Source organism: Streptomyces sp. bgisy159, from assembly GCF_965341775.1.
In the GTDB taxonomy this organism is placed as follows: domain Bacteria; phylum Actinomycetota; class Actinomycetes; order Streptomycetales; family Streptomycetaceae; genus Streptomyces.
The window spans coordinates 227060-248298 of sequence record NZ_CBDQZH010000004.1 but is presented as its reverse complement, the minus strand read 5'-3'; the positions used below and the strand labels follow the sequence as shown (position 1 = coordinate 248298).

Annotated in this window: 18 protein-coding genes; 6 read left to right on the top strand and 12 right to left on the bottom strand. The window is 73.6% G+C overall.

Features of this window, described 5'->3' with window-relative positions; translation table 11 throughout:
- Positions 1-249: 249 nt before the first annotated feature.
- The 6 genes from ACSLTV_RS06810 to ACSLTV_RS06785 all read right to left on the bottom strand — a co-directional run bounded on the left by ACSLTV_RS06810 (position 250) and on the right by ACSLTV_RS06785 (position 6689).
- Positions 250-1077 carry a hypothetical protein gene (locus ACSLTV_RS06810; RefSeq protein WP_432156017.1) on the bottom strand — a complete coding sequence of 276 codons (828 nt, stop codon included), beginning with the start codon at positions 1075-1077 and terminating at the stop codon, positions 250-252.
- A 181-nt stretch (positions 1078-1258) separates the two neighbouring features.
- Positions 1259-2056, bottom strand: a complete 798-nt coding sequence (locus tag ACSLTV_RS06805; RefSeq protein WP_432139114.1) for a type III pantothenate kinase — start codon at positions 2054-2056, stop codon at positions 1259-1261.
- Positions 2057-2072: 16 nt separating this feature from the next.
- Positions 2073-3065 carry a carboxylating nicotinate-nucleotide diphosphorylase gene (nadC, locus tag ACSLTV_RS06800; RefSeq protein ID WP_432139115.1) on the bottom strand — a complete coding sequence of 331 codons (993 nt, stop codon included), beginning with the start codon at positions 3063-3065 and terminating at the stop codon, positions 2073-2075.
- Complete coding sequence (locus tag ACSLTV_RS06795; protein ID WP_432139116.1) at positions 3062-4774, bottom strand: L-aspartate oxidase; 1713 nt, start codon at positions 4772-4774, stop codon at positions 3062-3064. The genes nadC and ACSLTV_RS06795 overlap by 4 nt, the downstream gene beginning before the upstream one ends.
- A complete protein-coding gene (panC, locus tag ACSLTV_RS06790; RefSeq protein ID WP_432156003.1) occupies positions 4771-5763 on the bottom strand; it encodes a pantoate--beta-alanine ligase in 993 nt (330 codons plus the stop codon). Before panC ends, ACSLTV_RS06795 begins: the two co-directional genes overlap by 4 nt.
- Complete coding sequence (locus ACSLTV_RS06785; protein WP_432139118.1) at positions 5760-6689, bottom strand: Rossmann-like and DUF2520 domain-containing protein; 930 nt, start codon at positions 6687-6689, stop codon at positions 5760-5762. The genes panC and ACSLTV_RS06785 overlap by 4 nt, the downstream gene beginning before the upstream one ends.
- A 192-nt stretch (positions 6690-6881) precedes the next feature.
- Here ACSLTV_RS06785 and ACSLTV_RS06780 point away from each other — a divergent pair, with 192 nt between their 5' ends.
- Both ACSLTV_RS06780 and ACSLTV_RS06775 read left to right on the top strand, forming a co-directional pair.
- A complete protein-coding gene (locus ACSLTV_RS06780; protein ID WP_432156001.1) occupies positions 6882-8087 on the top strand; it encodes a threonine aldolase family protein in 1206 nt (401 codons plus the stop codon).
- A 117-nt stretch (positions 8088-8204) separates the two neighbouring features.
- Positions 8205-9308: a DUF5937 family protein gene (locus tag ACSLTV_RS06775; protein WP_435611813.1), complete on the top strand. Its 1104-nt coding sequence runs from the start codon at positions 8205-8207 to the stop codon at positions 9306-9308.
- Positions 9309-9345: 37 nt separating this feature from the next.
- Here ACSLTV_RS06775 and ACSLTV_RS06770 read toward each other — a convergent pair whose 3' ends face one another.
- The 3 genes from ACSLTV_RS06770 to ACSLTV_RS06760 all read right to left on the bottom strand — a co-directional run bounded on the left by ACSLTV_RS06770 (position 9346) and on the right by ACSLTV_RS06760 (position 12078).
- The gene (locus ACSLTV_RS06770; RefSeq protein WP_435611812.1) at positions 9346-9978 is read right to left on the bottom strand and encodes an AAA family ATPase; all 633 of its coding nucleotides are present in this window, start codon (positions 9976-9978) and stop codon (positions 9346-9348) included.
- 101 nt (positions 9979-10079) lie between these two features.
- Positions 10080-10751 carry a response regulator gene (locus tag ACSLTV_RS06765; protein ID WP_432139122.1) on the bottom strand — a complete coding sequence of 224 codons (672 nt, stop codon included), beginning with the start codon at positions 10749-10751 and terminating at the stop codon, positions 10080-10082.
- 124 nt (positions 10752-10875) lie between these two features.
- Positions 10876-12078, bottom strand: a complete 1203-nt coding sequence (locus ACSLTV_RS06760; RefSeq protein ID WP_432139123.1) for a sensor histidine kinase — start codon at positions 12076-12078, stop codon at positions 10876-10878.
- 217 nt (positions 12079-12295) lie between these two features.
- Here ACSLTV_RS06760 and ACSLTV_RS06755 point away from each other — a divergent pair, with 217 nt between their 5' ends.
- Positions 12296-13423, top strand: a complete 1128-nt coding sequence (locus tag ACSLTV_RS06755; RefSeq protein ID WP_435611811.1) for an SAM-dependent methyltransferase — start codon at positions 12296-12298, stop codon at positions 13421-13423.
- 13 nt (positions 13424-13436) lie between these two features.
- On the opposite strand, the gene ACSLTV_RS06750 is transcribed toward ACSLTV_RS06755, so the two are convergent.
- On the bottom strand, positions 13437-14588 hold the full coding sequence (locus tag ACSLTV_RS06750; RefSeq protein ID WP_432139125.1) for an NADH-quinone oxidoreductase subunit D: 1152 nt from the start codon (positions 14586-14588) through the stop codon (positions 13437-13439).
- Positions 14589-14619: 31 nt separating this feature from the next.
- On the opposite strand from ACSLTV_RS06750, the gene ACSLTV_RS06745 reads away from it, so the two are divergent.
- Both ACSLTV_RS06745 and ACSLTV_RS06740 read left to right on the top strand, forming a co-directional pair.
- On the top strand, positions 14620-15123 hold the full coding sequence (locus ACSLTV_RS06745) for a PH domain-containing protein (protein WP_432155999.1): 504 nt from the start codon (positions 14620-14622) through the stop codon (positions 15121-15123).
- Positions 15120-16454 (top strand): PH domain-containing protein, encoded by a 1335-nt coding sequence (locus ACSLTV_RS06740; RefSeq protein ID WP_435611810.1) that lies wholly within the window; start codon positions 15120-15122, stop codon positions 16452-16454. Before ACSLTV_RS06745 ends, ACSLTV_RS06740 begins: the two co-directional genes overlap by 4 nt.
- 12 nt (positions 16455-16466) lie before the next feature.
- Here the strand turns inward: ACSLTV_RS06740 and ACSLTV_RS06735 are convergent, their stop codons facing one another.
- Together ACSLTV_RS06735 and ACSLTV_RS06730 are read right to left on the bottom strand one after the other, a co-directional pair.
- Complete coding sequence (locus ACSLTV_RS06735) at positions 16467-17930, bottom strand: hypothetical protein (protein WP_435611809.1); 1464 nt, start codon at positions 17928-17930, stop codon at positions 16467-16469.
- Positions 17931-18052: 122 nt separating this feature from the next.
- The gene (locus ACSLTV_RS06730) at positions 18053-19183 is read right to left on the bottom strand and encodes an alpha/beta hydrolase (protein WP_432139129.1); all 1131 of its coding nucleotides are present in this window, start codon (positions 19181-19183) and stop codon (positions 18053-18055) included.
- Between the two features lie 222 nt (positions 19184-19405).
- On the opposite strand from ACSLTV_RS06730, the gene ACSLTV_RS06725 reads away from it, so the two are divergent.
- Positions 19406-21217 (top strand): phosphatidylglycerol lysyltransferase domain-containing protein, encoded by a 1812-nt coding sequence (locus ACSLTV_RS06725; protein WP_432139130.1) that lies wholly within the window; start codon positions 19406-19408, stop codon positions 21215-21217.
- The last annotated feature ends 22 nt before the right edge of the window (positions 21218-21239 follow it).

The window sequence follows — 21239 nt, the reverse complement described above, 5'->3', positions numbered from 1 at the left end:
CGCGCGGCAGAGATCGCGCGCCCGGCGCACACCGCCCGGCACCCGGCGCACACCGCACGCCTGGGCCGGAACGTAGGCGCGGATGGGCGCGGCGGACGCGGCGCGGCGGACGCGTCTCGCGTGGCGGGTGGCGGGTGCCGGGTGGCGGGTGGATCACCGTCCGCCGCCCGGATCGCGGGCCTTCGGCATCCCGGAGCTTCGCCGTTCGGCGCCCCTTGGCCGCGCGCGTTGGCCGCGCGCGCCATGCGCTCAGCAGACGGCGAGTCGCTGCTCCGGGTCGGCCGTCGGGGACTGGGGGCCGGGCTTGCGGCGTGGGAAGACCTCGCCCGGGGTGGGGATGGGCCGGCGCGTGGGCTTGGGGCCGGCCGGCTCCGCCGGACCGGTGCCGGGGCCGGGCCGTGGCGCGGGCCGTGGCGGCTTCTTGGCGGGCTCCTTCTTCTCCTCGCCCGCCCGCGGGTCCGCCGTGGTGCCGTCGCCCCGTCCTCCGGGCAGCGCCAACAACCGAACCCGCGAGCCGGAGGTGCCGGCACGCGAGCCCGGGACGGTGTGGGCGACGGCGCTCCGCACCGGAGGGGCCGCGGCGACCGTGGCGGGTACCACGGCGGGGGCCGGGACGTGCGCGGCGGGAACAGCCCGGCCGGGGCCCGCGGGGAAGGGCGCGGCGGGGGCGGGGACCGTCGGGGGCGAGGTGGGACGGCGAGGGGTACGGCGGTCGAGGCGGGCCCGCAGGTCGCGCTCGGCCAGGATCTGACAGCGGGTGAGGAGGGTGGCCGCCACGGAGTTGCCACGCAGGGCGCGCAGCGCCGCGAGGTCGTCCGGGCCGGGGTGGTGGCCCGTGTCCAGGACCTCCTCCAGGAGCGTCAGGTAGCCCGCTGCGGTGCCGGGGAGGGCAGCCCGGTACCGGGCGAGGTCGGCCACGAGAAAGGCCCGCAGCCGGGCGCCCTCGCGCATCGCCTCGTCGAGGGAGTCGGCGAGGCGAAGGCAGTCCTGGACGTCCTCGGTCGAGGCGGGGCCGGGGTGGAGGGCGAGGGCGAGGGCACGGCGGAGCACGCGCAGCTCCTCCGCCCCGAACGCCATGCCGCCGCGGGATCCGTATGGCGTGGGCATGCGGCGACGATACGCGCTAATCAGACAAATTCGACACAGAAGTCGGCGTGGCGTGCCGCGGCCACCCACCTGGACCCACCACCGTCACGCGCGTGGAGGCGGCGCGGGTGTCAGCGCGGGGTGGCGCCGTCCCCTCCCGCCGACCGCGCCCTCACATCCGCGAGACGTTCCGCTCGTACACCAGCCGCAGCCCCATCAGCGTCAGCCACGGCTCGTGCTCGTCGATCACCGAGGACTCGCCCAGCACCATCGGCGCCAGTCCGCCCGTCGCGATCACCGTCACGTCCTCGGGGTCGTCCGCGAGTTCCCGGGCCATCCGCCGCACGACTCCGTCGACCTGTCCGGCGAAGCCGTAGACGATGCCCGACTGCATCGCCTCCACGGTGTTCTTGCCGATCACATGACGGGGGCGCGCCACCTCGATCTTCCGCAGCTGCGCGCCCTTGACGCCCAGCGCCTCCACCGAGATCTCGATGCCGGGCGCGATGACGCCGCCGACGTACTCCCCGCGCGCGCTGACCGCGTCGAACGTCGTCGCCGTGCCGAAGTCGACGACGATCGCGGGACCCCCGTACAGCTCGACCGCGGCGACCGCGTTGATGATGCGGTCGGCGCCGACCTCCTTGGGGTTGTCGGTGAGGATCGGCACGCCGGTCTTCACCCCGGGCTCCACCAGGACGGCGGGGACGTCGCCGTAGTACCGCCGCGTGACCTCGCGCAGCTCGTGCAGCACCGAGGGCACGGTCGCGCAGATGGCGATCCCGTCGATACCGTCGCCCAGGTCGTCGCCGAGCAGCGGGTGCATGCCCATCAGGCCCTGCAGGAGCACGGCCAGTTCGTCGGCGGTGCGCCGGGCGTCGGTCGAGATCCGCCAGTGCTCGACGATGTCCTCGCCGTCGAACAGGCCGAGCACGGTGTGTGTGTTCCCCACGTCGATCGTCAGCAGCATGGCCGGTACCCGCTCCCTACTCCGCCGCTCGCAGGTCCAGGCCGATGTCGAGGATCGGCGAGGAGTGCGTGAGGGCTCCCACGGCGAGGAAGTCGACACCGGTCTCGGCGTACGCGCGCGCGGTGTCGAGCGTGAGCCGGCCCGACGCCTCCAGCAGGGCCCGCCCGCCGACGATACCGACGGCCTCCGCGCACTCGCCCGGGGTGAAGTTGTCCAGCAGGATCAGGTCCGCGCCCGCGTCGACGACCTCGCGCAGCTGGTGCAGCGTGTCGACCTCTACCTCGATCGGCACCTCGGGGAAGGCCTCGCGGACGGCCTTGAAGGCCTGTGCGACACCGCCCGCGGCGACGACGTGGTTGTCCTTGACCAGGGCGGCGTCGGACAGCGACATCCGGTGGTTGACGCCCCCTCCGCAGCGCACCGCGAACTTCTCGAGCGAGCGCAGCCCGGGCGTCGTCTTGCGGGTGTCCCGCACCCGTGCCTCGGTGCCCTCCAGGACGTCCGCCCACGCGCGCGTGGCGGTCGCGATGCCCGACAGGCGGCACAGGATGTTCAGCGCGCTGCGTTCCGCGGTGAGGATGTCGCGGGTGCGCGTGGTCACCGACAGCAGCTTCTGCCCGGCCTCGACGCGCTCGCCGTCCTCGACGTGCCGCTCGACCTCGAACTCGTCCGTGCACACGACGGAGACGACCGCCTCGGCGACCCGGAGCCCGGCCACGACACCCGCCTCGCGCGCGACGAAGTCGGCGGTCGCGACGGCGTCCTCCGGGATGGTCGCGACGGTCGTCACGTCCACGCCGTGGTCGAGATCCTCCTGGATGGCCACGTTGGCGATGTCCTCGACCTCGACCGGGTCGAGCCCGGCGTCGGCCAGGAGCTGCGCGAGCGCGGGGTCGAGCCCGCACTCCAGGTACTCGTCGTCTGCGTCGTATCCCCCGGCTCCGCAGCCGCAGCCGTCACCGCAGCCGCCGCTCTGGACGAGGGGAAGGTCGTTGCTCACTTCTGTCACTGCTCCTGGGGGTGCTGGGTCGGGGGAAAGTCTGCGGTGTCCGTGGTGTGCACGGCCAGGGTGCGGTCCGGGTTCAGCCGTACGACGATGTGGCGGCGCCAGCGCGCGTCGTCCCGGCCGGCGTGGTCCTCGCGCCAGTGGCAGCCCCGGGTCTCCTCGCGCAGCCGGGCGGCGGCGACCAGGACGCGGGCGACGCACAGCAGGTTGGTGGCCTCCCAGGTGTCGACGCCGGGCTCGGCCGTCTTGCCGTTGGAGTCGAGCGCGTCGCGGGCCTCGGCGTGCAGCCGTTGCAGCTGGTCGGCGGCCTGCTCCAGGGACTCGGTGGAGCGCAGCACTCCCGCTCCCCCGGTCATGATCCGCTGGATCGAGAACCGGGCCTCGGGGGCCAGCAGCGGGTGGGCGGGGATCTCCGGGTACGGCACGGGCTGCGGCACGCGCGCGTGCAGTCCGTCGTCGGAACGGCCGGCCGCGATGTCGGCGGCGATGCGCTCGGCGTAGACCAGCCCTTCCAGGAGGGAGTTGGAGGCGAGCCGGTTGGCGCCGTGCACACCGGTGCAGGCGACCTCCCCGCACGCGTACAGGCCGGGCACGGTGGTCCGGCCGCGGAAGTCGGTGCGGACGCCCCCCGACGCGTAGTGGGCGGCCGGCGCGACCGGGATCAGCTCGTGGACGGGGTCGATGCCGTGGGCGCGGCAGGCGGCGAGGATGGTGGGAAAGCGGTGCTCCCACATCTCGGCGCCGAAGTGCCGTGCGTCGAGGAACATGTGCTCGGCGCCCTGTTCCTGCATACGGCGCGTGATCCCCTTGGCGACGATGTCGCGGGGCGCCAGTTCGCCCAGTTCGTGCTGCCCGACCATGAACCGCACGCCGTCGGCGTCGACCAGGTGGGCGCCCTCGCCGCGCACCGCCTCGGAGACGAGCGGCTGCTGGCCCTCGGCGTCGGCGCCGACGAACAGCACGGTGGGGTGGAACTGCACGAACTCCAGGTCGGAGACCTCCGCGCCGGCGCGCAGCGCGAGGGCGACGCCGTCGCCGGTGGACACGGAGGGGTTGGTGGTGGCGGAGAACACCTGGCCCATGCCGCCGGTGGCGAGCACCACCGCGGGCGCGTGCACGGCGCCCACGCCGTCGTGCTGCCCCTCGCCCATCACGTGCAGGGTCACCCCGGCGGTGCCGCCGTCGGCGTCGGTGAGCAGGTCCAGTACGAGCGCGTTCTCGATGGTGCGCATCCCGCGCTCGCGTACCGCCTCCACGAGCGCCCGGGAGATCTCCGCGCCGGTGGCGTCGCCGCCCGCGTGCGCGATCCGGCGGCGGTGGTGGCCGCCCTCCCGGGTGAGTTCGATGTCGCCGCCGTCGTCGGTGTCGAAACGGGCGCCGGTGGAGATCAGCCGCCGTACCGCGTCGGGGCCCTCGGTCACCAGGATCCGCACGGCCTCCTCGTCGCACAGGCCCGCGCCCGCCACCAGTGTGTCGTCGAGGTGCTGCTCGGGGGTGTCGCCCTCGCCGAGGGCCGCGGCGATGCCGCCCTGGGCCCAGCGGGTGGAGCCGTCGTCCAGGCGGGCCTTGGTGACCACCACGGTGCGCAGCCCGGCGGCCTCGCAGCGCAGGGCCGCGGTCAGGCCGGCCACTCCGGAGCCGACGACCACGACGTCGGCGTCGATGGACCACCCGGGCGCGGGCGCGTGCAGTCGTATGCCTGTGCTGGTCACGAGGCGGCTCCGAAGGTGAGGGGGAGGTTGTCGATCAGCCGGGTCGAGCCGACCCGGGCGGCGACGGCGAGCACAGCCTCGCCGGTGAAATCGTCGTCGATCTCGGTGAAGTCCGAGGGGTCGACGAGGGCGAGGTAGTCGAGCCTGAGCGGCGGGTCGAGACGGGCGGCCTCGTCGAGGACGAGGTGGGCGGCGGCGCGCACGGCGGCCGCCGAGCCGGGCACGGCGGTGGCGACGGCGTGGGCGTCGGCGGCGGCGCGGGACTCGCCTATGGCGCTGAGCGCCTCGGCGCGCGCCTGCGTCGCGGGGACCTCACGCGCGCGTGCCCGCAGCGCCTCCTGCGCGGCGTGCCGGTCGCTGCCGGCGAACAGCGCGCGCGACAGGGCGAGCGCGGTGCGCCGCTCCTCGGCCGAGAGGTAACGGTTGCGGCTGGACAGGGCGAGCCCGTCGTCCTCGCGCACGGTGGGCACGGCGACGATCTCGACGCCGAAGTCGAGATCGCGCACCATGCGCCGGATCAGGGCGAGCTGCTGGGCGTCCTTCTGGCCGTACAGGGCGATGTCGGGCCGGGTGAGGTGGAGCAGTTTCGCGACGACGGTGAGCATGCCGTCGAAGTGGCCCGGGCGCGAGGCACCCTCCAGGCGCTCCCCCATGGGGCCCGCGCTGATGCGGACCTGGGGTGCGCCGCCCGGGTAGACCTCGGCCACGGAGGGCGCGAAGGCCACGTCCGCGCCGGCCTCCTCGGCGATCTTCAGGTCGGCGTCGAGGGTACGCGGGTAGCGGTCGAGGTCCTCGCCCTGGCCGAACTGCAGCGGGTTGACGAAGACGGTGACGACGACCTCGCCGTCCGGACCGGCGATGCCGCGGGCGGTGCGGATCAGGGTGGCGTGGCCCTCGTGCAGGGCGCCCATCGTCATCACGACGGCCCGGCGGCCCTCACGCGCGCGCGCGTGCAGCGCGTCCGCGGTGCGCAGCAGGGTGATGGTCATCCGGCGGCTCCTTCGGTGCCGTTCGTGCCGTGGGCGAGTACCCCGAGGAGGTCCTCGGCGAGTTCCGGCTTGAGCAGCCCGTGTGCGAGCGCGCGGTCGGCGGTGGCGCGGGCCATCGCCAGGTAGCCGGCGACGGTGTGCGGGGCGTGCCGGCGCAGTTCGGTCACGTGGGCGGCGACCGTGCCGGCGTCCCCGCGCGCGACGGGGCCGGTGAGGGCGGCGTCGCCGGAGCGCAGCGCGTTGTCCAGGGCGGCGCCGAGCAGCGGTCCGAGCATCCGGTCGGGGGCCTCGACGCCGGCGGCGCGCAGCAGCTCCAGGGACTGGGCAACGAGGGTGACCAGGTGGTTGGCGCCGAGCGCGAGGGCCGCGTGGTAGAGCGGGCGGTTCTCCTCGGCGATCCACTCGGGTTCGCCGCCCATCTCGATGACGAGGGCCTCGGCCGCCAGTCGCAGCTCGTCCGGCGCGGTGACGCCGAAGGAGCAGCCGGCCAGGCGCTGGACGTCCACGGGGGTGCCGGTGAAGGTCATCGCGGGGTGCAGTGCCAGCGGGAGCGCGCCCGCGCGCAGGGCGGGGTCGAGCACCTTGGCGCCGTACCGCCCGGAGGTGTGCGCGAGGAGCTGGCCGGGGCGTACCGCGCCGGTGTCGACGAGACCCTGCACCAGGTCGGGCAGGGCGTCGTCGGGGACGGTGAGCAGGACCAGATCGGCGCGTTCCAGCACCTCGGCGGGCCGGACCAGCGGCACGTCGGGCAGCATCAGCGCTGCGCGGCGCCGGGAGGTCTCGGAGACCCCGGAGACGGCCACCGGGCGATGCCCGGCGAGCTGGAGTGACGCGGCGAGGGCGGGGCCCACCCGGCCGGCGCCCACCACGCCGACGGTGAGCCGCGCGGGGCGGTCCTTGGGATCTGGCTGCTGGCTTGTACTCACGCGACGAGGGCCTTCCGTTCCAGTCCGCTCTGGGTACCGGACGATTTCTCGTCATGTTAACGCGATCGGTTCGAGAGGCGTTCGGTTGTCCACAGGCTGTGAGTGTTCCCGGACACCACCGGGCACCACCGCAGCCCCGGCCGCAGGCAATTCGGATGCCCCCGTGTGCACGCGCGCGTCATCATCCCCGTCATGAGCGACACCGAGGAACAGACCACGGACACGACCGGGCCGGCGGACGACGACGGGTCCGAGCGGCGCAGAGAACGGCGCCTGAGCGCGTTGAACAGCGCGCGGCGCGTGCTCGCCCGCCCAGGCTTCACCAGAACGCTCCGGGACCGCCTCGCGGTTCTCGCCACGGCAGGTGAGGTGTACGACCTCGACACGCCGTCCGACATGTACGGCAACGGCGTGGTCGAGGCCCTGGAGGAGAAGGTGGCCGGGCTGCTCGGCAAGGAGGCCGCGGTCTTCTTCCCGACGGGCACCATGGCGCAGCAGATCGCACTGCGCTGCTGGGCGGCCCGCACCGGGAACCCAGCCGTCGCACTGCACGCGATGGCGCACCCCATGGTGCACGAGCGGGACGCCTTCAGCCAGGTCAGCGGGTTGCGCCCGGTCCGCCTGACCGGTGAGTCCAGGCAGCCGACCGCCGCGGAGGTCCGAGACGCCGAGGAGCCGTTCGGCACGCTGATGCTGGAACTGCCCCTCCGGGACGCCGGCTTTCTCCTGCCGTCCTGGGAGGAGCTCACCGACCTCGTGGCGGCGGCGCGCGAGCGCGACGCGGTGGTGCACTTCGACGGCGCGCGCCTGTGGGAGTCCACCGTCCGTCTCGGTCGCCCGCTGGACGAGATCGCGGACCTCGCCGACAGCGTCTACGTGTCGTTCTACAAGTCGCTCGACGGTCTCGGCGGCGCGGCGCTCGCCGGTCCGCAGAGCCTGGTGGACGAGGCGCGGACCTGGCGGCACCGGTACGGCGGCATGGTCTTCCAGCAGTTCCCCACGGCGCTGTCGGCCCTGATGGGCCTGGAACGGGAGCTGCCGCGCCTGCCCGACTACGTGCGTCACGCGCGCGTGGTGGCCGACGCGCTGCGCGAGGGCCTCGCCGCGGCCGGGCTGCCCTGGACACGGGTGCACCCGGAGGTGCCGCACACCAACGAGTTCCAGGTGTGGCTGCCGTACGACGCCGACGTGGTCGCGGAAGCGGCCGTGCGGACGGCCGAGGAGACCGGGATCGTGCTCTTCGGTCAGGGCTGGCTCGCGCCCGCCCCGGGGCTCTGCTCCACGGAGGTCTGCGTCCGCGCGCCGGGCCTGGAGTGGACCGGAGAGGACGTGCGCGCGGCGGTCGCGGAGTTCACGGTGCGGCTGCGCGAGGAGACCGGGAACCGGGCCGCCGGGTAGCCGGGCAGGACGCACCGGTCGCGCGCCCGGCGCCGCGCCGCGCCTCGGGTCATCGGCCGATTGACGCCGGCCGTCAATCGGGTCCGCGTTGTCAGTGGCGGCGGGCACGATGGGCCCATGAGCGTGGTCATCGACATCACTCGGCTGCGGCCGGAGAAGGTCTTCGTCGTGCCCTCTCCGCTGACCGAACTGGGCCTCGCCCTGCACGCGCGCAGCGAGCCGGGCCACCACCCGGCCCTGCAGGGCTGGGCGACGGCCCTGTCGTCACGGCTGGACCCCGGCCTGGCGGACCGGCTGTGCGAGGCGGACTTCCTGTGGCGTACGACGTTCTCGGACGTCTTCGCGCCCTTCGCGGCCGTCCCCGGCCACGCCATCCTGCCGGGAGCCACGCTCGCCGAGGAACTGGACCTGCTCGACCAGCTCTCCGACGAACAGTTCGTCCACGCGGCGCTGGAGTTCAGCTGCCAGAGCAGCTACGAGGCGGGCGGACCGGGCGCCCTGGACGACGAGGGCGTACGCCGGCGCGCGCTGGAGCTGGCCGCCGCGCGGGGCGGCGGACGCGAGCAGTTCGCCCGGCGGCTGCTGGCCGACCCGCCCGCCGTGCGCGACTGGTTCCGTCGGCTGGTGCGGGACTGCGAGGAGGCGTTCTTCGCCGACATGTGGGCGAGCATCCAGCCCGAGCTGGCCGCGGACGCCCGGCACCGCACCGAGCTGCTGCGCCGCAAGGGCCTCGCGGAGGTACTCGCCTCGGTCTCCCACGCCGTGTCGGTCGACGAGGAGGCCCGGCAGATCACCGTCGACAAGCTCGTCGAGGGCCACGCCACCGTGGACGACGGCGGGCTGGTGCTCGTGCCGACGAGCCTCGGCCGGCCGCATCTGATGGTGCTGCACCGGCGCGGCTGGCGGCCCGCCATCACCTACCCGGTACGGGGGCCGGGCCAACAGGCTCCCTCCGTCGAGCAGCTCACCCGCCGCCTGGAAGCCCTGGCGCACCCGGTACGGATACGGCTGTGCCGTCATCTGGCGCGCGCCCCGTACACCACGAGCGAGCTGGCGGACGCCCACGGCATGACGGCACCGGAGATTTCCCGGCACCTGGGGGTGCTGAAGAAGGCCGGGCTGATCTCCACGCGCCGACGCGGCCGGTACGCGCAGCACCAGCTGGACCTGTCGGCGGTGGCCCGTCTGGGCAGCGACTTCATCGAGGGCCTCTTGCGCTGACGCGGGGCCGCCCGCGCGGGTCGCGCGGGTCGCGCGGTCAGTCGACCCGGATGTGCCTCAGGCCCACGCCCGCCTGGCGGATCCGGGTGCGCAGTGCTCCCTCGGTGTTGGGCCGCAGTGTCAGACCGGCCAGGACGGCGATGCGGTCGGCGGTCTTCGGCACGGTCGAGTGGTCGGTCCACAGGTGCTCGGCGAACTCCGGTTCGCGCAGTCGCTCCAGGCAGTGGTCGAGCTGCTCGACGGCCCAGCTCTCACGGCGCAGCCCGGCGTTCTTCCCGGCGACGAACCCGAGGAGGTGCCCCAGGCCGCGCTCCCGCAGCCGGCGCAGCACGGTCTCGCGCTCGGCGAGCAGGGTGAAGTGGCGTACGTCGTGGCCCAGTTCCCGCAGCCGTCCGACCGTCTCGGCGAAGTAGCGGGGATCGGTGACGGTCATGGGGGCGATCACCACACCGTCGTGCCGGGTCAGCGTCAGGTCGAGCACCTCGACGACGCCCTGCCGCCAGGAGGCCAGGTCCTGGAAGTCGCCGCGCAACGCGGGTGGCAGCATGCGGCGCAGGCCGAAGCCGGGGTGCTCGGGGTCGCAGATCACGCTGCCGGTCAGCCGGCGCCGTATCTCGTGTGCGGTCTGTGTCTTGCCGCCCCCGAAGGGGCCGTTGATCCACAGGAGCATGCGCCGACCCTAGTCCCACCGGGCCGCCGCCACCCGCCGTATGCGATGTCCCGCGGCCGCCGTGCGCAGGTCGTGTTCACGGCGGGCGTCGTACGCGCTCGTCAGCCGTGGCCGCCCGCGCGCACCAGTCCGGTCTCGTACGCCAGCACGACCACCTGCACCCGGTCCCGGAGCCCCAGTTTGGTGAGGATGCGGCCCACGTGGGTCTTCACCGTCGCCTCGGACAGCACCAGGCGGGCCGCGATCTCCCCGTTCGACAGGCCCTGCGCGACCAGCACCATGACCTCTCGCTCCCGTTCGGTCAGCCGCTCGAGCTCCTTGTGCCGGGGTTCCTTGCCGGTGGCGGGCAGCATGGGCGCGAAGCGGTCCAGGAGGCGCCGGGTCGTCGAGGGGGCGACGACCGCGTCGCCGCTGTGCACCGCGCGGATGGCGTTCAGGAGTTCGCCGGGTGGCACGTCCTTGAGCATGAAACCCGAGGCGCCCGCCTTCAGCCCCGAGAAGGCGTACTCGTCGAGGTCGAAGGTGGTCAGGATGAGCACCTTCGGCGGGTTCGGCTCCGAGCAGACGCGGCGGGTGGTCTCCACGCCGTCGAGCTTGGGCATACGGACGTCCATCAGCACCACGTCGACCGCGGTCGCCCGCAGCACCTGCAGGGCCTCGACACCGTCGCCCGCCTCCGCGACGACCTCCATGTCCGGCTGGGCTGCGAGCACCATCCGGAACCCGGTGCGCAGCAGCACCTGGTCGTCGACGAGCATCACGCGGATCGTCATCGGGGCCTCTTCCGTGTCCGTCCGGCAGTGGGCCGAGCCACTGGGGATCTGGGTTGTGACAGGTGTCTGGGGGTGTGACGGGTGTCTGGGGGTGTGACAGGTGTCAACGGGGCGCGCGTCAATGTCAGTGCGCCGGTTTGAGCGGGAGGAGCGCACTGATACGGAAGCCTCCGCCGGGGCGCGGCCCCGCGTCCAGGGTGCCGCCGACCATACCGACCCGCTCGCGCATGCCGATCAGCCCGTGCCCCTGGCCGTCGGCGCCGCCCTCCTCGTACAGCTCGTGCGGCGCACCCTTGCCGTCGTCCTCGACGAGCAGGCCGAGCCCGTCGTCGAAGTACACCAGCCGCACGCTGGCGCCCGCGTTGGGTCCGCCATGCTTGCGGGTGTTGGTCAGCGCCTCCTGCACGATGCGGTACGCGGTCAGCTCCACACCGCTGGGCAGTGGCCGCGGTGTGCCCTCGACCTTGAAGTCGACCGGCAGGCCGGAGCCCCGGCACTGCTCGACCAGGTCCTCGATCTGCTCGACGTCGGGCTGCGGCACGTACTCCCCGCCCTCCTGGTGTTCCCCGGTGCGCAGCACGCCCAGCAGGCGGCGCATCTCGGCGAGGGCCTGGCGGCCGGTGGAGGAGATCGTCTCCAGGGCCTTCTTGGCCTGGTCGGGCGCGGCGTCGAGGACGTAGGCGGCGCCGTCGGCCTGCACCACCATGACCGACACGTTGTGCGCGACCACGTCGTGCAGCTCGCGGGCGATCCGGGCGCGTTCGGCGGCGACCGCCACCTTCGACTGCGCCTCGCGCTCCTTCTCCAGGCGCGCCGCGCGCTCCTCCAGCTGGGCGAAGTAGGCCCGCCGGGTGCGCATGGAGTCGCCGAGCACCCAGGCCAGCGCGAACGGCACCGTCTGGAAGACGGCGACGACGACGTTGCCGGCGACGCTGGCCTCACCGCTGGGCCAGCGCAGCTGCGCCAGGGACGCCGCGACGAGGCCCATCGCCAGGGCGAGCCGGGACGCCCAGCGGGCGCCGGACACGGCGACCGTGTACACGATGATCAGCATGGCGAAGTCGGCGACCGACGTCTCGACGTCCAGCACCAGCTGGGCCAGCCCGAGCGTGCCCGCGAGCAGCAGCATCTTCTCGGGCATCCGCCGGCGCAGCGCGATGACCAGGCACAGCAGTGTGACGATCGGCACGATCAGCGCCGGAGAGCCGGTGCCCTGCCGCTCCTCCCGCGTCAGTTCCGCCGTGAGCGAGATCCCGAGGAGGACGAGGGCCCAGAAGCCATCGACCCCGTTCGGGTGCCTGCGGAGAAAATCGTAGAGGCGCTGCACGTAACCCAGAGTAGGGAAACGGAATGCGTGCGGGAGTCAACCGGAGGGCCGATCCGCGGTCGACGCGTGTACTCCGCAAGGTGGAGGCCGTGATCACCTGTACGTCCCGCTGGACCGGGCGCCCTCGCGGACACCAGCGTGGCCGGCATCGTTGCTACGGTCGCGCGGTGACCGGCCACGGCGAGTGGACCGCGGACGACGAGGGGCTGGAGGGCCTGTGAACACGCGCGTGGGTGACTCCGGGCCCCTGCGGGACGGCGGGGCCGACGGCGGGTGGCGCGGCTGGCGGGCCGCCACGGAGGCCGCCCTGTACGGTCCGGGCGGCTTCTACCGGCGGCCCGAGGGCCCGGCGGGTCACTTCCGTACGTCCGTGCACGCGTCGCCGCTCTTCGCCGAGGCGGTCGCCCGGCTGCTGTGCCGGGTCGACGAGGCACTGGGCCGGCCGGAACCACTGGACTTCGTGGACATGGCCGCCGGTCGCGGGGAACTGGTCACCGGCGTGCTCGCCGCGCTGCCCGACGAGGTCGCCGCCCGCACGCGCGCGTACGCCGTCGAGATCGCCGGTCGCCCGCGGGGCCTGCCGGACACCGTGGTGTGGCTCCCCGAGCCGCCGCCGCAGATCACGGGGCTGCTGTTCGCGAACGAGTGGCTGGACAACGTGCCCGTCGACGTCGCCGAGGTGGGCCCCGACGGCGCGGCCCGGCTGGTCCTGGTCCGGGACGACGGCACCGAGCGGCTCGGTGACCCCGTGGGCGGCGCGGACGCGCGGTGGCTCGGCCGCTGGTGGCCGCTGTCCGCGCGCGAGGGGGAGCGCGCGGAGATCGGGCGCCCCCGGGACACCGCGTGGGCCGCGGCTCTCTCGTGCGTGACCCGGGGGCTCGCGGTCGCCGTGGACTACGCGCACAGCGCGGACTCGCGTCCTGCGTTCGGGACGCTCACGGGTTTCCGGGACGGCCGGGAGACGGCACCGGTCCCGGACGGGACGTGCGACATCACGGCACACGTGGCGTTGGACGCGTGCGCGAAGGCGGGCGCGGAGGCGGCAGCGCAGGCGTGCGCGGAGACGGGCGCGCGAGCGGGCGCGCAGGAGCGGACGCCGGAGCGTGAAGCGGAGTGCACCACGGCGCGCGCGCTGCCGAAAGCGCTGCTGCTCACGCAACGCGACGCCCTGCGCGCCTTGCACCTCACCGGAACACGCCCCCCGCTCACCCTGGCCACCACCGACCCCACCGCCTACGTGCGCGCCCTCGCGAGCGCCGGCGAGGCCGCCGAGCTGACGGCCCCCGGCGGCCTGGGCGACTTCGGGTGGCTGCTGCAGCCGGTCGGTGTCCCGAGCCCGCTGTGACCCACTTCGCGACCTACTTGTCGATGTCTCCCACGACGAAGAACATCGAGCCCAGGATCGCCACCATGTCGGCCACGAGCGTCCCCGGCAGCAGCTCGGTGAGCGCCTGGATGTTGTTGTACGAGGCGGAGCGGAGCTTGAGCCGGTACGGGGTCTTCTCGCCCTTGCTCACGAGGTAGTAGCCGTTGATGCCGAGCGGGTTCTCGGTCCAGGCGTACGTGTGCCCCTCAGGTGCCTTGAGGACCTTGGGCAGCCGCTGGTTGATCGGCCCGGGCGGCAGCTCGGCGAGCCGGTCGAGGCAGGCGTCGGCGAGGTCGAGGGCGTTGTGGGTCTGCTCCAGCAGGCACTCGAAGCGGGCGAGGCAGTCGCCCTCCTGGCGGGTCACGACCTTCAGGGTGTCCTGGAGGTCCCCGTAGGCGAGGTAGGGCTCGTCCCGGCGCAGGTCGAAGTCGACACCGGAGGCGCGCCCGATGGGCCCGCTCACGCCGTACGCGTGCACCGCCCGCGGCGTGAGGGTGCCCACGCCCCGTGTGCGTCCCCGGAAGATCTCGTTGCCGAGGACCAGGTCGTCGAAGACGTCCATGCGGGAGCGCACCGCGGCGACCGCACCGCGCGCGCGTGCCGCCCAGCCGGCCGGCAGGTCCTCCTTGAGGCCGCCGACGCGGTTGAACATGTAGTGCATGCGCCCGCCGGAGACCTCCTCCATGACGTTCTGGAGCACCTCGCGCTCACGGAACGCGTAGAAGACCGGAGTGATCCCGCCGAGTTCCAACGGATACGACCCGAGGAACATCAGGTGGTTCAGCACCCGGTTGAGTTCCGCGAGCAGGGTGCGCGTCCACACCGCGCGCTCCGGCACCTCCATGCCGAGCATGCGCTCCACGGCGAGGACGACGCCGAGCTCGTTGGAGAACGCCGACAGCCAGTCGTGGCGGTTGGCCAGCATCACGATCTGCCGGTAGTCGCGCGCCTCGAACAGCTTCTCAGCGCCCCGGTGCATGTAGCCGATCACCGGCTCGGCGCTCCTGATGCGCTCGCCGTCCAGCACGAGGCGCAACCGCAGCACGCCGTGTGTGGAGGGGTGCTGCGGCCCGATGTTGAGCACCATGTCGGTGCTCTCCGCGGCACCGCCGATCCCGACCGTGGTCTCCGTCGTAGGAGTCATGGACACAGTCTCCCCTACGTACGCTGGCCGCATGGAGACGGGGAGCCCGCGAGGCGCACAGATGACGGGGGCGGAGCCGGCGTGGACGGGGCTGCCCCGGGGGCTGCTGCGTATGCGACGGCTGCTGCTGGTGGTGTGGCTGGGGTCGGCGGCGCTCGCCGTGGGCGTGCTGCTGGGACTGCTAGTCGGGCCGGCGTGGGCGGCGTTCGCGCTGCTGCCGCTGGCGGCGGCCGCCTGGGGCTGGGTGCTGATCGGCCGCAACTGGCGCTCCTGGCGCTATGCCGAACGCGCGGACGACCTGCTGATCAGCCGGGGCGTGCTGTGGCGCGAGGAGACCGTGGTGCCGTACGGGCGCATGCAGCTCGTGGAAGTGACCTCCGGCCCCGTGGAGCGCTGGTTCGGGCTGGCCGGCGTCCAGCTGCACACCGCCGCCGCGGCGACGGACGCGCGGATCCCGGGCCTCGACCCGGCCGAGGCGGAACGGCTGCGCGACCGGCTCACCGAGCTCGGCGAGGCCCGATCGGCGGGGCTGTGACCACGCCGGGCGTCGAGGACGGTGTGGTGGGGCGGGAGGCCGTCCGGGAGCGCCGACTGCACCCCGTGACGCCATTCCGGCGGGCGTGGGCCCCGGTCGCGGTGATGGCCGGATGGGCGGTGCACGACCCGAACCAGGCCCAGGAACAGCTGGCCCGGCTGACCACCACGACGCTGCTGGTCGTCGTTGTCGTGGTCGTACCGGTCTCGGCCCTCTACGGCTTCTTGAGCTGGTGGTTCACCCACTTCTCCGTGACCGACAGCGAGCTGCGCATCCGTACCGGACTGGTGTTCCGGCGGACCGCGCACATCCGGCTGGAGCGCGTCCAGGCGATCGACGTCACCCGGCCTCTCCTCGCGCGCGTGGCCGGTGTGGCCAAGCTGCGGCTCGACGTGGTCGGCGCCGACGAGAAGGACGAGCTGGCCTACCTGGGCGAGGAGGAGGCGCGCGCCCTGCGGGCGGAGCTGCTCGCGCGCGCGGCGGGATTCGCACCCGAGACGGCGCGTGAAGTCGGCGAGGCGCCGGCGCGCGAGTTGCTGCGCGTGCCCCCTCGCGCGCTCGCGCTCTCCCTCGTCCTGACGGGCGCCACCTGGGCGGCCCTGGCCGCCGCTCTCGTTGTCCCCCTGGTGCTCTGGCTGGTCACCGACAGCGTGTGGACGGTCCTGGCCACCGGCGTGCCGCTGCTCGGCGCGGCGGGCGCGCGCAGCGCCGGGCGGTTCGTCACCGAGTACGACTGGACAGTCGGCGACTCGCCGGACGGACTGCGCATCGACCACGGTCTGCTGGACCGGGCGCACGAGACGGTGCCGCCGGGCCGTGTGCAGACCGTGCGGATCGTCGAGCCGGTGCTGTGGCGGCGGCGCGGCTGGGTGCGGGTCGAGCTGGACGTGGCCGGCTCGGCGAACTCCGTGCTGGTGCCGGTCGCCCCGCGCGAGGCGGCGGAAGCGGTCATCGCGCGCGTGCTGCCCGGGGTGACCGTCCCCGCCGCCGAAGCACCCGCGCGCCCGCCGCGCCGGGCCGGGCGGTGCGTCCCTGGATGGTGGCGCGGGTACGGGCTCGTCGTCACCGACGCGGTGTTCGCCGCGCGGCACGGGCTGCTGCGGCGCGAGCTGGCCCTGGTACCCCACGCGAAGGTGCAGAGCGTACGGCTCTCGCAGGGGCCCTGGAAGCGACTGTGCGGCCTCGCGGACGTGCACGTGGACACCGGGGCCGACAGCACCGTCACCGCCCGGCTGCGGGACGCACGAGAGGCCGCGGCGGTGCTGCGGGAGCAGGCGGAACGGTCACGGACCGGACGCGCAGGCGCCCGGTCCGACCGCTGGATGGTGTAGCGGGGTGGTGTCTCAGGAGGCGGCGCTGCGCAGCCGCTGGACGTCGATGTGCTCGGTCTCGTCGTGCGCGGTCAGGTCGATGACCTGGCCGATCCCGCGGGATTCCGCGTCGGCCGGCTTGTACGCGGACTCCGCTTCGGCCTTGTGCAGGGCGAGCGCCTCGGGTCCGACGACGTCGGCGAGGTCCTCGTTCTGCACGGCGTCCAGCGCGTCGGACGCCGGCGCCTTCTTCGTTCCGAAGAAGTCGAACCCGCCCTCGTCGGCGGGGCGGCGCGGGGGCTGGGCGGCCGGTACGACGGCGACGGCGGTCGGCACGGTGAAGTGGCCGGCCGGCCGCTGCTGGGGGGCCGCGGGCCGCGGGGCGACCGCGGTGGAAGCGGCGGGCGGGGCCGGGGACGTCACCGCGTCACCCTGACGGCTCGCGGCGCCCTTGCCTCCTTTGTCGTCCTGCGCGCCTTTGTCGTCCTGCGCGCCCTCGTCGTCCTGCGCGCCTTCGTCGTCCTGCGCGTCCTGGTTCATGGCGGTCGCGCGCGCGTGCTCGTCGACCGCCCCGGGCTTCCCCTGGGCCTCGTCCTCCTGGCCGGCGCCGTCACGGGCGGCGGTGCCCTGCCCGATGGTGTCCCGCCCGCTGGTCTCCTGCCCGGTGGTGTGCGGGTCGGCGTCCTCCCGTCCGGCCGGGGCGTCCACCGCGGTCCGGGGTCCGGCGGGCGACCGCTCGGGGTTCTTGTCGGGGTCGAGGCGGCTCAGCGCCTCCTGGGCGCGCAGGAAGAGCCGCGATCCCTGAGGGGAGAACACCGCCGGGGTCTCGGGCTCGGAGTCGGCCTCGGAGTCGGCCTCGGCAGCCACAGCCGCAGCCTTCCCGGCCGTCGCCGCGGCCGGGTCCGTCTCCTGCGTCGCGGCCTTCCCGGCTTCCAGGGTCTCCCGGGTCTCTTCCCGGCGCTCCTCCCGGTCCTTCGCGGTCTCGCCGGTCCGGGCGCCGAGTCCGCCCGGCGGGGCGGGCGTCAGCTCGCGTGCCGGCACGGTGGCCTCTATCTCCAGCCGGCGGCGGCCCTCCAGGGCGCTGGCGCGCTCGGTCTCCGCCGTGGCGTAGCGGCGCAGCAGGGCGGCGTGTTCGTTGCGCAGGCCCGCCAGCTCCGCGCGCTTGGCCCGCAGCCGCTGCTCCAGCTTGGTGCGCAGCTCGCGCGACTCCTCGAGGTCGGTCTCCAGTTCGGCGACCCGTTCCTCGAAGCGCCACTCGTCGCTCGCCCGCGCGCGCGTGAGGTCGGCGACCTGCTTGCCGGCCTGGGTGTCCCAGCGGCGCATCACCGCGGCCCCGACGACCGCGGTAGCGGCCGCGATCGCGGCGACGACCCGCAGCACGCCCGTCTCCGAGAACACCCAGGGGCCGAATGCGCAGATGAGAGAGACGCCGGCGATCGCCGAAGGGGGAAGCAGCCTGTGCAGGGGCGGGGAATGGCGGTGACGTCCACGTGGCATGGCCAGAAACTTACCGCGCGTACGCGATCGTTGGCGCCCCGCCCCGTAAAAACACAACCATCTCCCAGCCCTCACGCCGCATCAGGAATTCACCCCCGCCGCGCCCCCGACAACAATCAAGATCATTTCTGGTCGGGAGCACCGAGCCGCCCGCTGATCCATTCCAGCGCGGGCGGAATCTCGCGCCGCCAGGTGTTGAAGTTGTGCCCACCGCTGTCGAGGATGATCGACGATATTCGGGTCCGGTCGGTCGCCTTCACCTCGTCGATGAACTTGAGCGTCTCCTTGTAGTTGGCCTCTCCGACCTTGCTGCTGGTGACGAGCAGCGAGGTGTCCGGCGCCGGTCTGTTCTTGATGTACCAGAACAGGTCCGCCTCGTGGCGCAGCGTCTCGTTGCCGTGGAAGAGATCGCCCGTGGTGGGGTCGGTCGGCGCCTTGTAGTACGGCGACAGGCCCGCGCCCGCCGCGTAGACCCTGGGGTGGTGCATGGCGATCTTCAGCGCGCAGTAGCCGCCCGTGGAGTCACCGATGATGCCCCAGCTGCCGGGCCGGGCCGTCACCCGGTAGTGGCCGCGCACGGCGTCCGGCAGGTCCTTGGCGAAGAAGGTCTCCGTCTGCGGGCCACCGGGGATGTCCACGCACTCGGTGTCCCGCGGCGGCGCCACCGTCGGCCGCAGCATCACCAGGATCATCGGCTGCATCCGCCCCTTCTCGGCGAGTTCCCGCGCGGTGCGCGGGAAGTGCAGCTTGTCGACGAGCGCCTTGGCGGTGCCCGGATAGCCCGTGAGGACGACGGCCGCCGGGAACGTGCGTGTGCGGTATTCCGGCTGGAAGTACTCCGGCGGCAGATAGACGTACGCGGGCGACGCGATGCGCGACGTACGGCCCTGGACGGACACCTTCTGCACCTGCCCGCCCACCTGCGGCCGGGCTCCGGGCGCGCCGTCCACCCGATGGGTCTCCAGCACCTTCAGCTGCCCGCCCCGGCCTGCGGTGTGGTCGACGACCACCCCCATCTCGGTCTCCTGGCCGAACAGGTCGGCCCAACTGGCGTAGAACCCGAATGCCTGGTTCGCGACGAGACCCACCGACGCGAAAACCGTCACCTGGGTGCCGAGCAGCAGTCCGACCCGGCCGCCGACCGCCCGCCAGCTGCGCCGGGCCAGCCGCGGCCACAGCCACACCGTGCCGACGAACAGCGACAGGGCGGACAGGACCGCCAACAACAGCACCTTGTTGCTCGTAAGACCCATGAGGGTGTTCCCGCCTGTGCTTCCCGTCCGTGCACCCGCGTCGCCACCGGGGCTTGTTCCGGACTTTCCTCGACCTTTGAAGGGGCTTTGGGGGGAGGAGTGAACCTCTGACCCCGAGACACCGTCCTAGAGGACGCAATGTCGCCGGATGCCCGATCGGCACCGGATTCAAGGTCTCTCTCGCGAACGTGGGATGCGATGTCTGTCAGGGAAGATGGGGAAATGTCGGGCGGGGTTCCGAGCCGATCAAGCCGGGTGCGGCGCGTGCTCCGGGGCCCGCGCCCCGAGTCCGTTCCCGTGCTTGTCGGCAGAGCGTGCGCCCTCGTGGGTCTCCTGGACGTCGCCGGGGGTGTCTTCCCGCGGTTCCGGCACAGCCGCATGCACGCGCTCGCCGAGGTACTGCCCGGCTCCTTCGGGCCCTTCGCCGCGGCACTGTCGCTCAGCGCCGGAGTCCTGCTGCTCCTCCTCGCGCACGGCCTGAAGCGGGGCAAGCGGCGGGCCTGGCGCGCCGCCGTCGCGCTCCTGCCGGCGGGCGCGGTCGCGCAGTTCACCTACCGGCACTCCGTCATCGGCGTGCTGATCTCGCTGGCGCTCCTGGTGCCACTGCTCCGCCACCGCGACCAGTTCGCGGCCCTGCCGGACCCGCGCAGCCGCTGGCGCGCGCTGGCCAACTTCGTCCTCATGGGCGCGGGTTCCGTCGCGCTCGGCCTGGTCATCGTCAGCGCCCACCCCGGGACCATCCACGGCGACCCGAGCCTGGCCGACCGCCTCACCCACGTGCTCTACGGGCTGTTCGGCTTCGAGGGCCCGGTCGACTACCAGAACGACACCTCGTGGACGGTGGCCTTCTCCCTCGGCGCCCTCGGCTGGATCACCGCCGTCACCACGATCTACCTCGCCTTCCGGCCCGAGCACCCGGCCGCGCGCCTCACCGAGGAGGACGAGGCCCGGCTGCGGACCCTGCTGGACAAGCACGGCAGCCGCGACTCGCTGGGCCACTTCGCGCTGCGCCGCGACAAGGCCGTGGTCTTCTCCCCCAGCGGCAAGGCCGCCGTGACCTACCGCGTCGTGTCCGGCGTGATGCTGGCCAGCGGTGACCCCATCGGCGACGTCGAGGCCTGGCCCGGCGCCATCGAACGGTTCATGGACGAGGCCAAGGCGCACTCCTGGACACCCGCCGTGATGGGCTGCTCGGAGACGGGCGGCGAGGTGTGGACCCGCGAGACCGGCCTGGACGCGCTGGAACTCGGCGACGAGGCGGTGGTGGACGTCGCGGATTTCTCGTTGGCCGGCCGCGCGATGCGCAACGTCCGCCAGATGGTCAAGCGCATCGAACGCGCCGGTTACGAAACCCGGGTACGTCGTGTCCGTGACCTGGGCGAGGCCGAACTGGAGCGGATCCGCCGGGCCGCCGAGGACTGGCGCGGCACCGACAACGAGCGCGGCTTCTCCATGGCGCTGGGCCGCGTCGGCGACCCGGCCGACGGCGACTGCCTCATCGCCACCGCCCACAAGGCCGACGAGGAACCGGGCCCCTACGGCGACCTGAAGGCGATCCTGCACTTCGTCCCCTGGGGCAGGGACGGCGCCTCCCTGGACCTGATGCGGCGCGACCGCTCCGCCGACCCCGGGATGAACGAGCTGCTGATCGTGGCCGCGCTGGAGGCCGCGCCGAAGTTCGGCATCGCGCGCGTGTCGCTGAACTTCGCGATGTTCCGCTCCGCCCTGGCGCGCGGCGAGAAGATCGGCGCCGGACCGGTGCTGCGCGCCTGGCGCGGGCTGCTGGTGTTCTTGTCGCGGTGGTTCCAGATCGAGTCGCTGTACAAGTTCAACGCCAAGTTCCGGCCCCGCTGGGAGCCCCGGTTCGTGGTCTACCGGGCCTCCAGCGACCTGCCGCGCATCGGCTTCGCCGCGATGCAGGCGGAGGGCTTCGTCGACCTGGCCCTGCCGCTGCCGCGCTTCCTGCGCCGCCGTACGCGCGCCGCGCGTCCCTGCGCCCACGCACTGGCGGAGCGCGACGTGCGGGCCGCCTGACCGCCCGCGGGCCGCCGGCGGG

Coding starts and splice junctions, on each gene's coding strand:
- ACSLTV_RS06750 (WP_432139125.1), bottom strand. CDS start 14,588: ATGACTCCTACGACGGAGACCACGGTCGGGATCGGCGGTGCCGCGGAG.
- ACSLTV_RS06780 (WP_432156001.1), top strand. CDS start 6,882: ATGAGCGACACCGAGGAACAGACCACGGACACGACCGGGCCGGCGGAC.
- ACSLTV_RS06730 (WP_432139129.1), bottom strand. CDS start 19,183: ATGGGTCTTACGAGCAACAAGGTGCTGTTGTTGGCGGTCCTGTCCGCC.
- panC (WP_432156003.1), bottom strand. CDS start 5,763: ATGACCATCACCCTGCTGCGCACCGCGGACGCGCTGCACGCGCGCGCG.
- ACSLTV_RS06805 (WP_432139114.1), bottom strand. CDS start 2,056: ATGCTGCTGACGATCGACGTGGGGAACACACACACCGTGCTCGGCCTG.
- ACSLTV_RS06810 (WP_432156017.1), bottom strand. CDS start 1,077: ATGGCGTTCGGGGCGGAGGAGCTGCGCGTGCTCCGCCGTGCCCTCGCC.
- ACSLTV_RS06765 (WP_432139122.1), bottom strand. CDS start 10,751: ATGACGATCCGCGTGATGCTCGTCGACGACCAGGTGCTGCTGCGCACC.
- ACSLTV_RS06725 (WP_432139130.1), top strand. CDS start 19,406: ATGTCGGGCGGGGTTCCGAGCCGATCAAGCCGGGTGCGGCGCGTGCTC.
- ACSLTV_RS06770 (WP_435611812.1), bottom strand. CDS start 9,978: ATGCTCCTGTGGATCAACGGCCCCTTCGGGGGCGGCAAGACACAGACC.
- ACSLTV_RS06775 (WP_435611813.1), top strand. CDS start 8,205: ATGAGCGTGGTCATCGACATCACTCGGCTGCGGCCGGAGAAGGTCTTC.
- ACSLTV_RS06745 (WP_432155999.1), top strand. CDS start 14,620: ATGGAGACGGGGAGCCCGCGAGGCGCACAGATGACGGGGGCGGAGCCG.
- ACSLTV_RS06735 (WP_435611809.1), bottom strand. CDS start 17,930: ATGCCACGTGGACGTCACCGCCATTCCCCGCCCCTGCACAGGCTGCTT.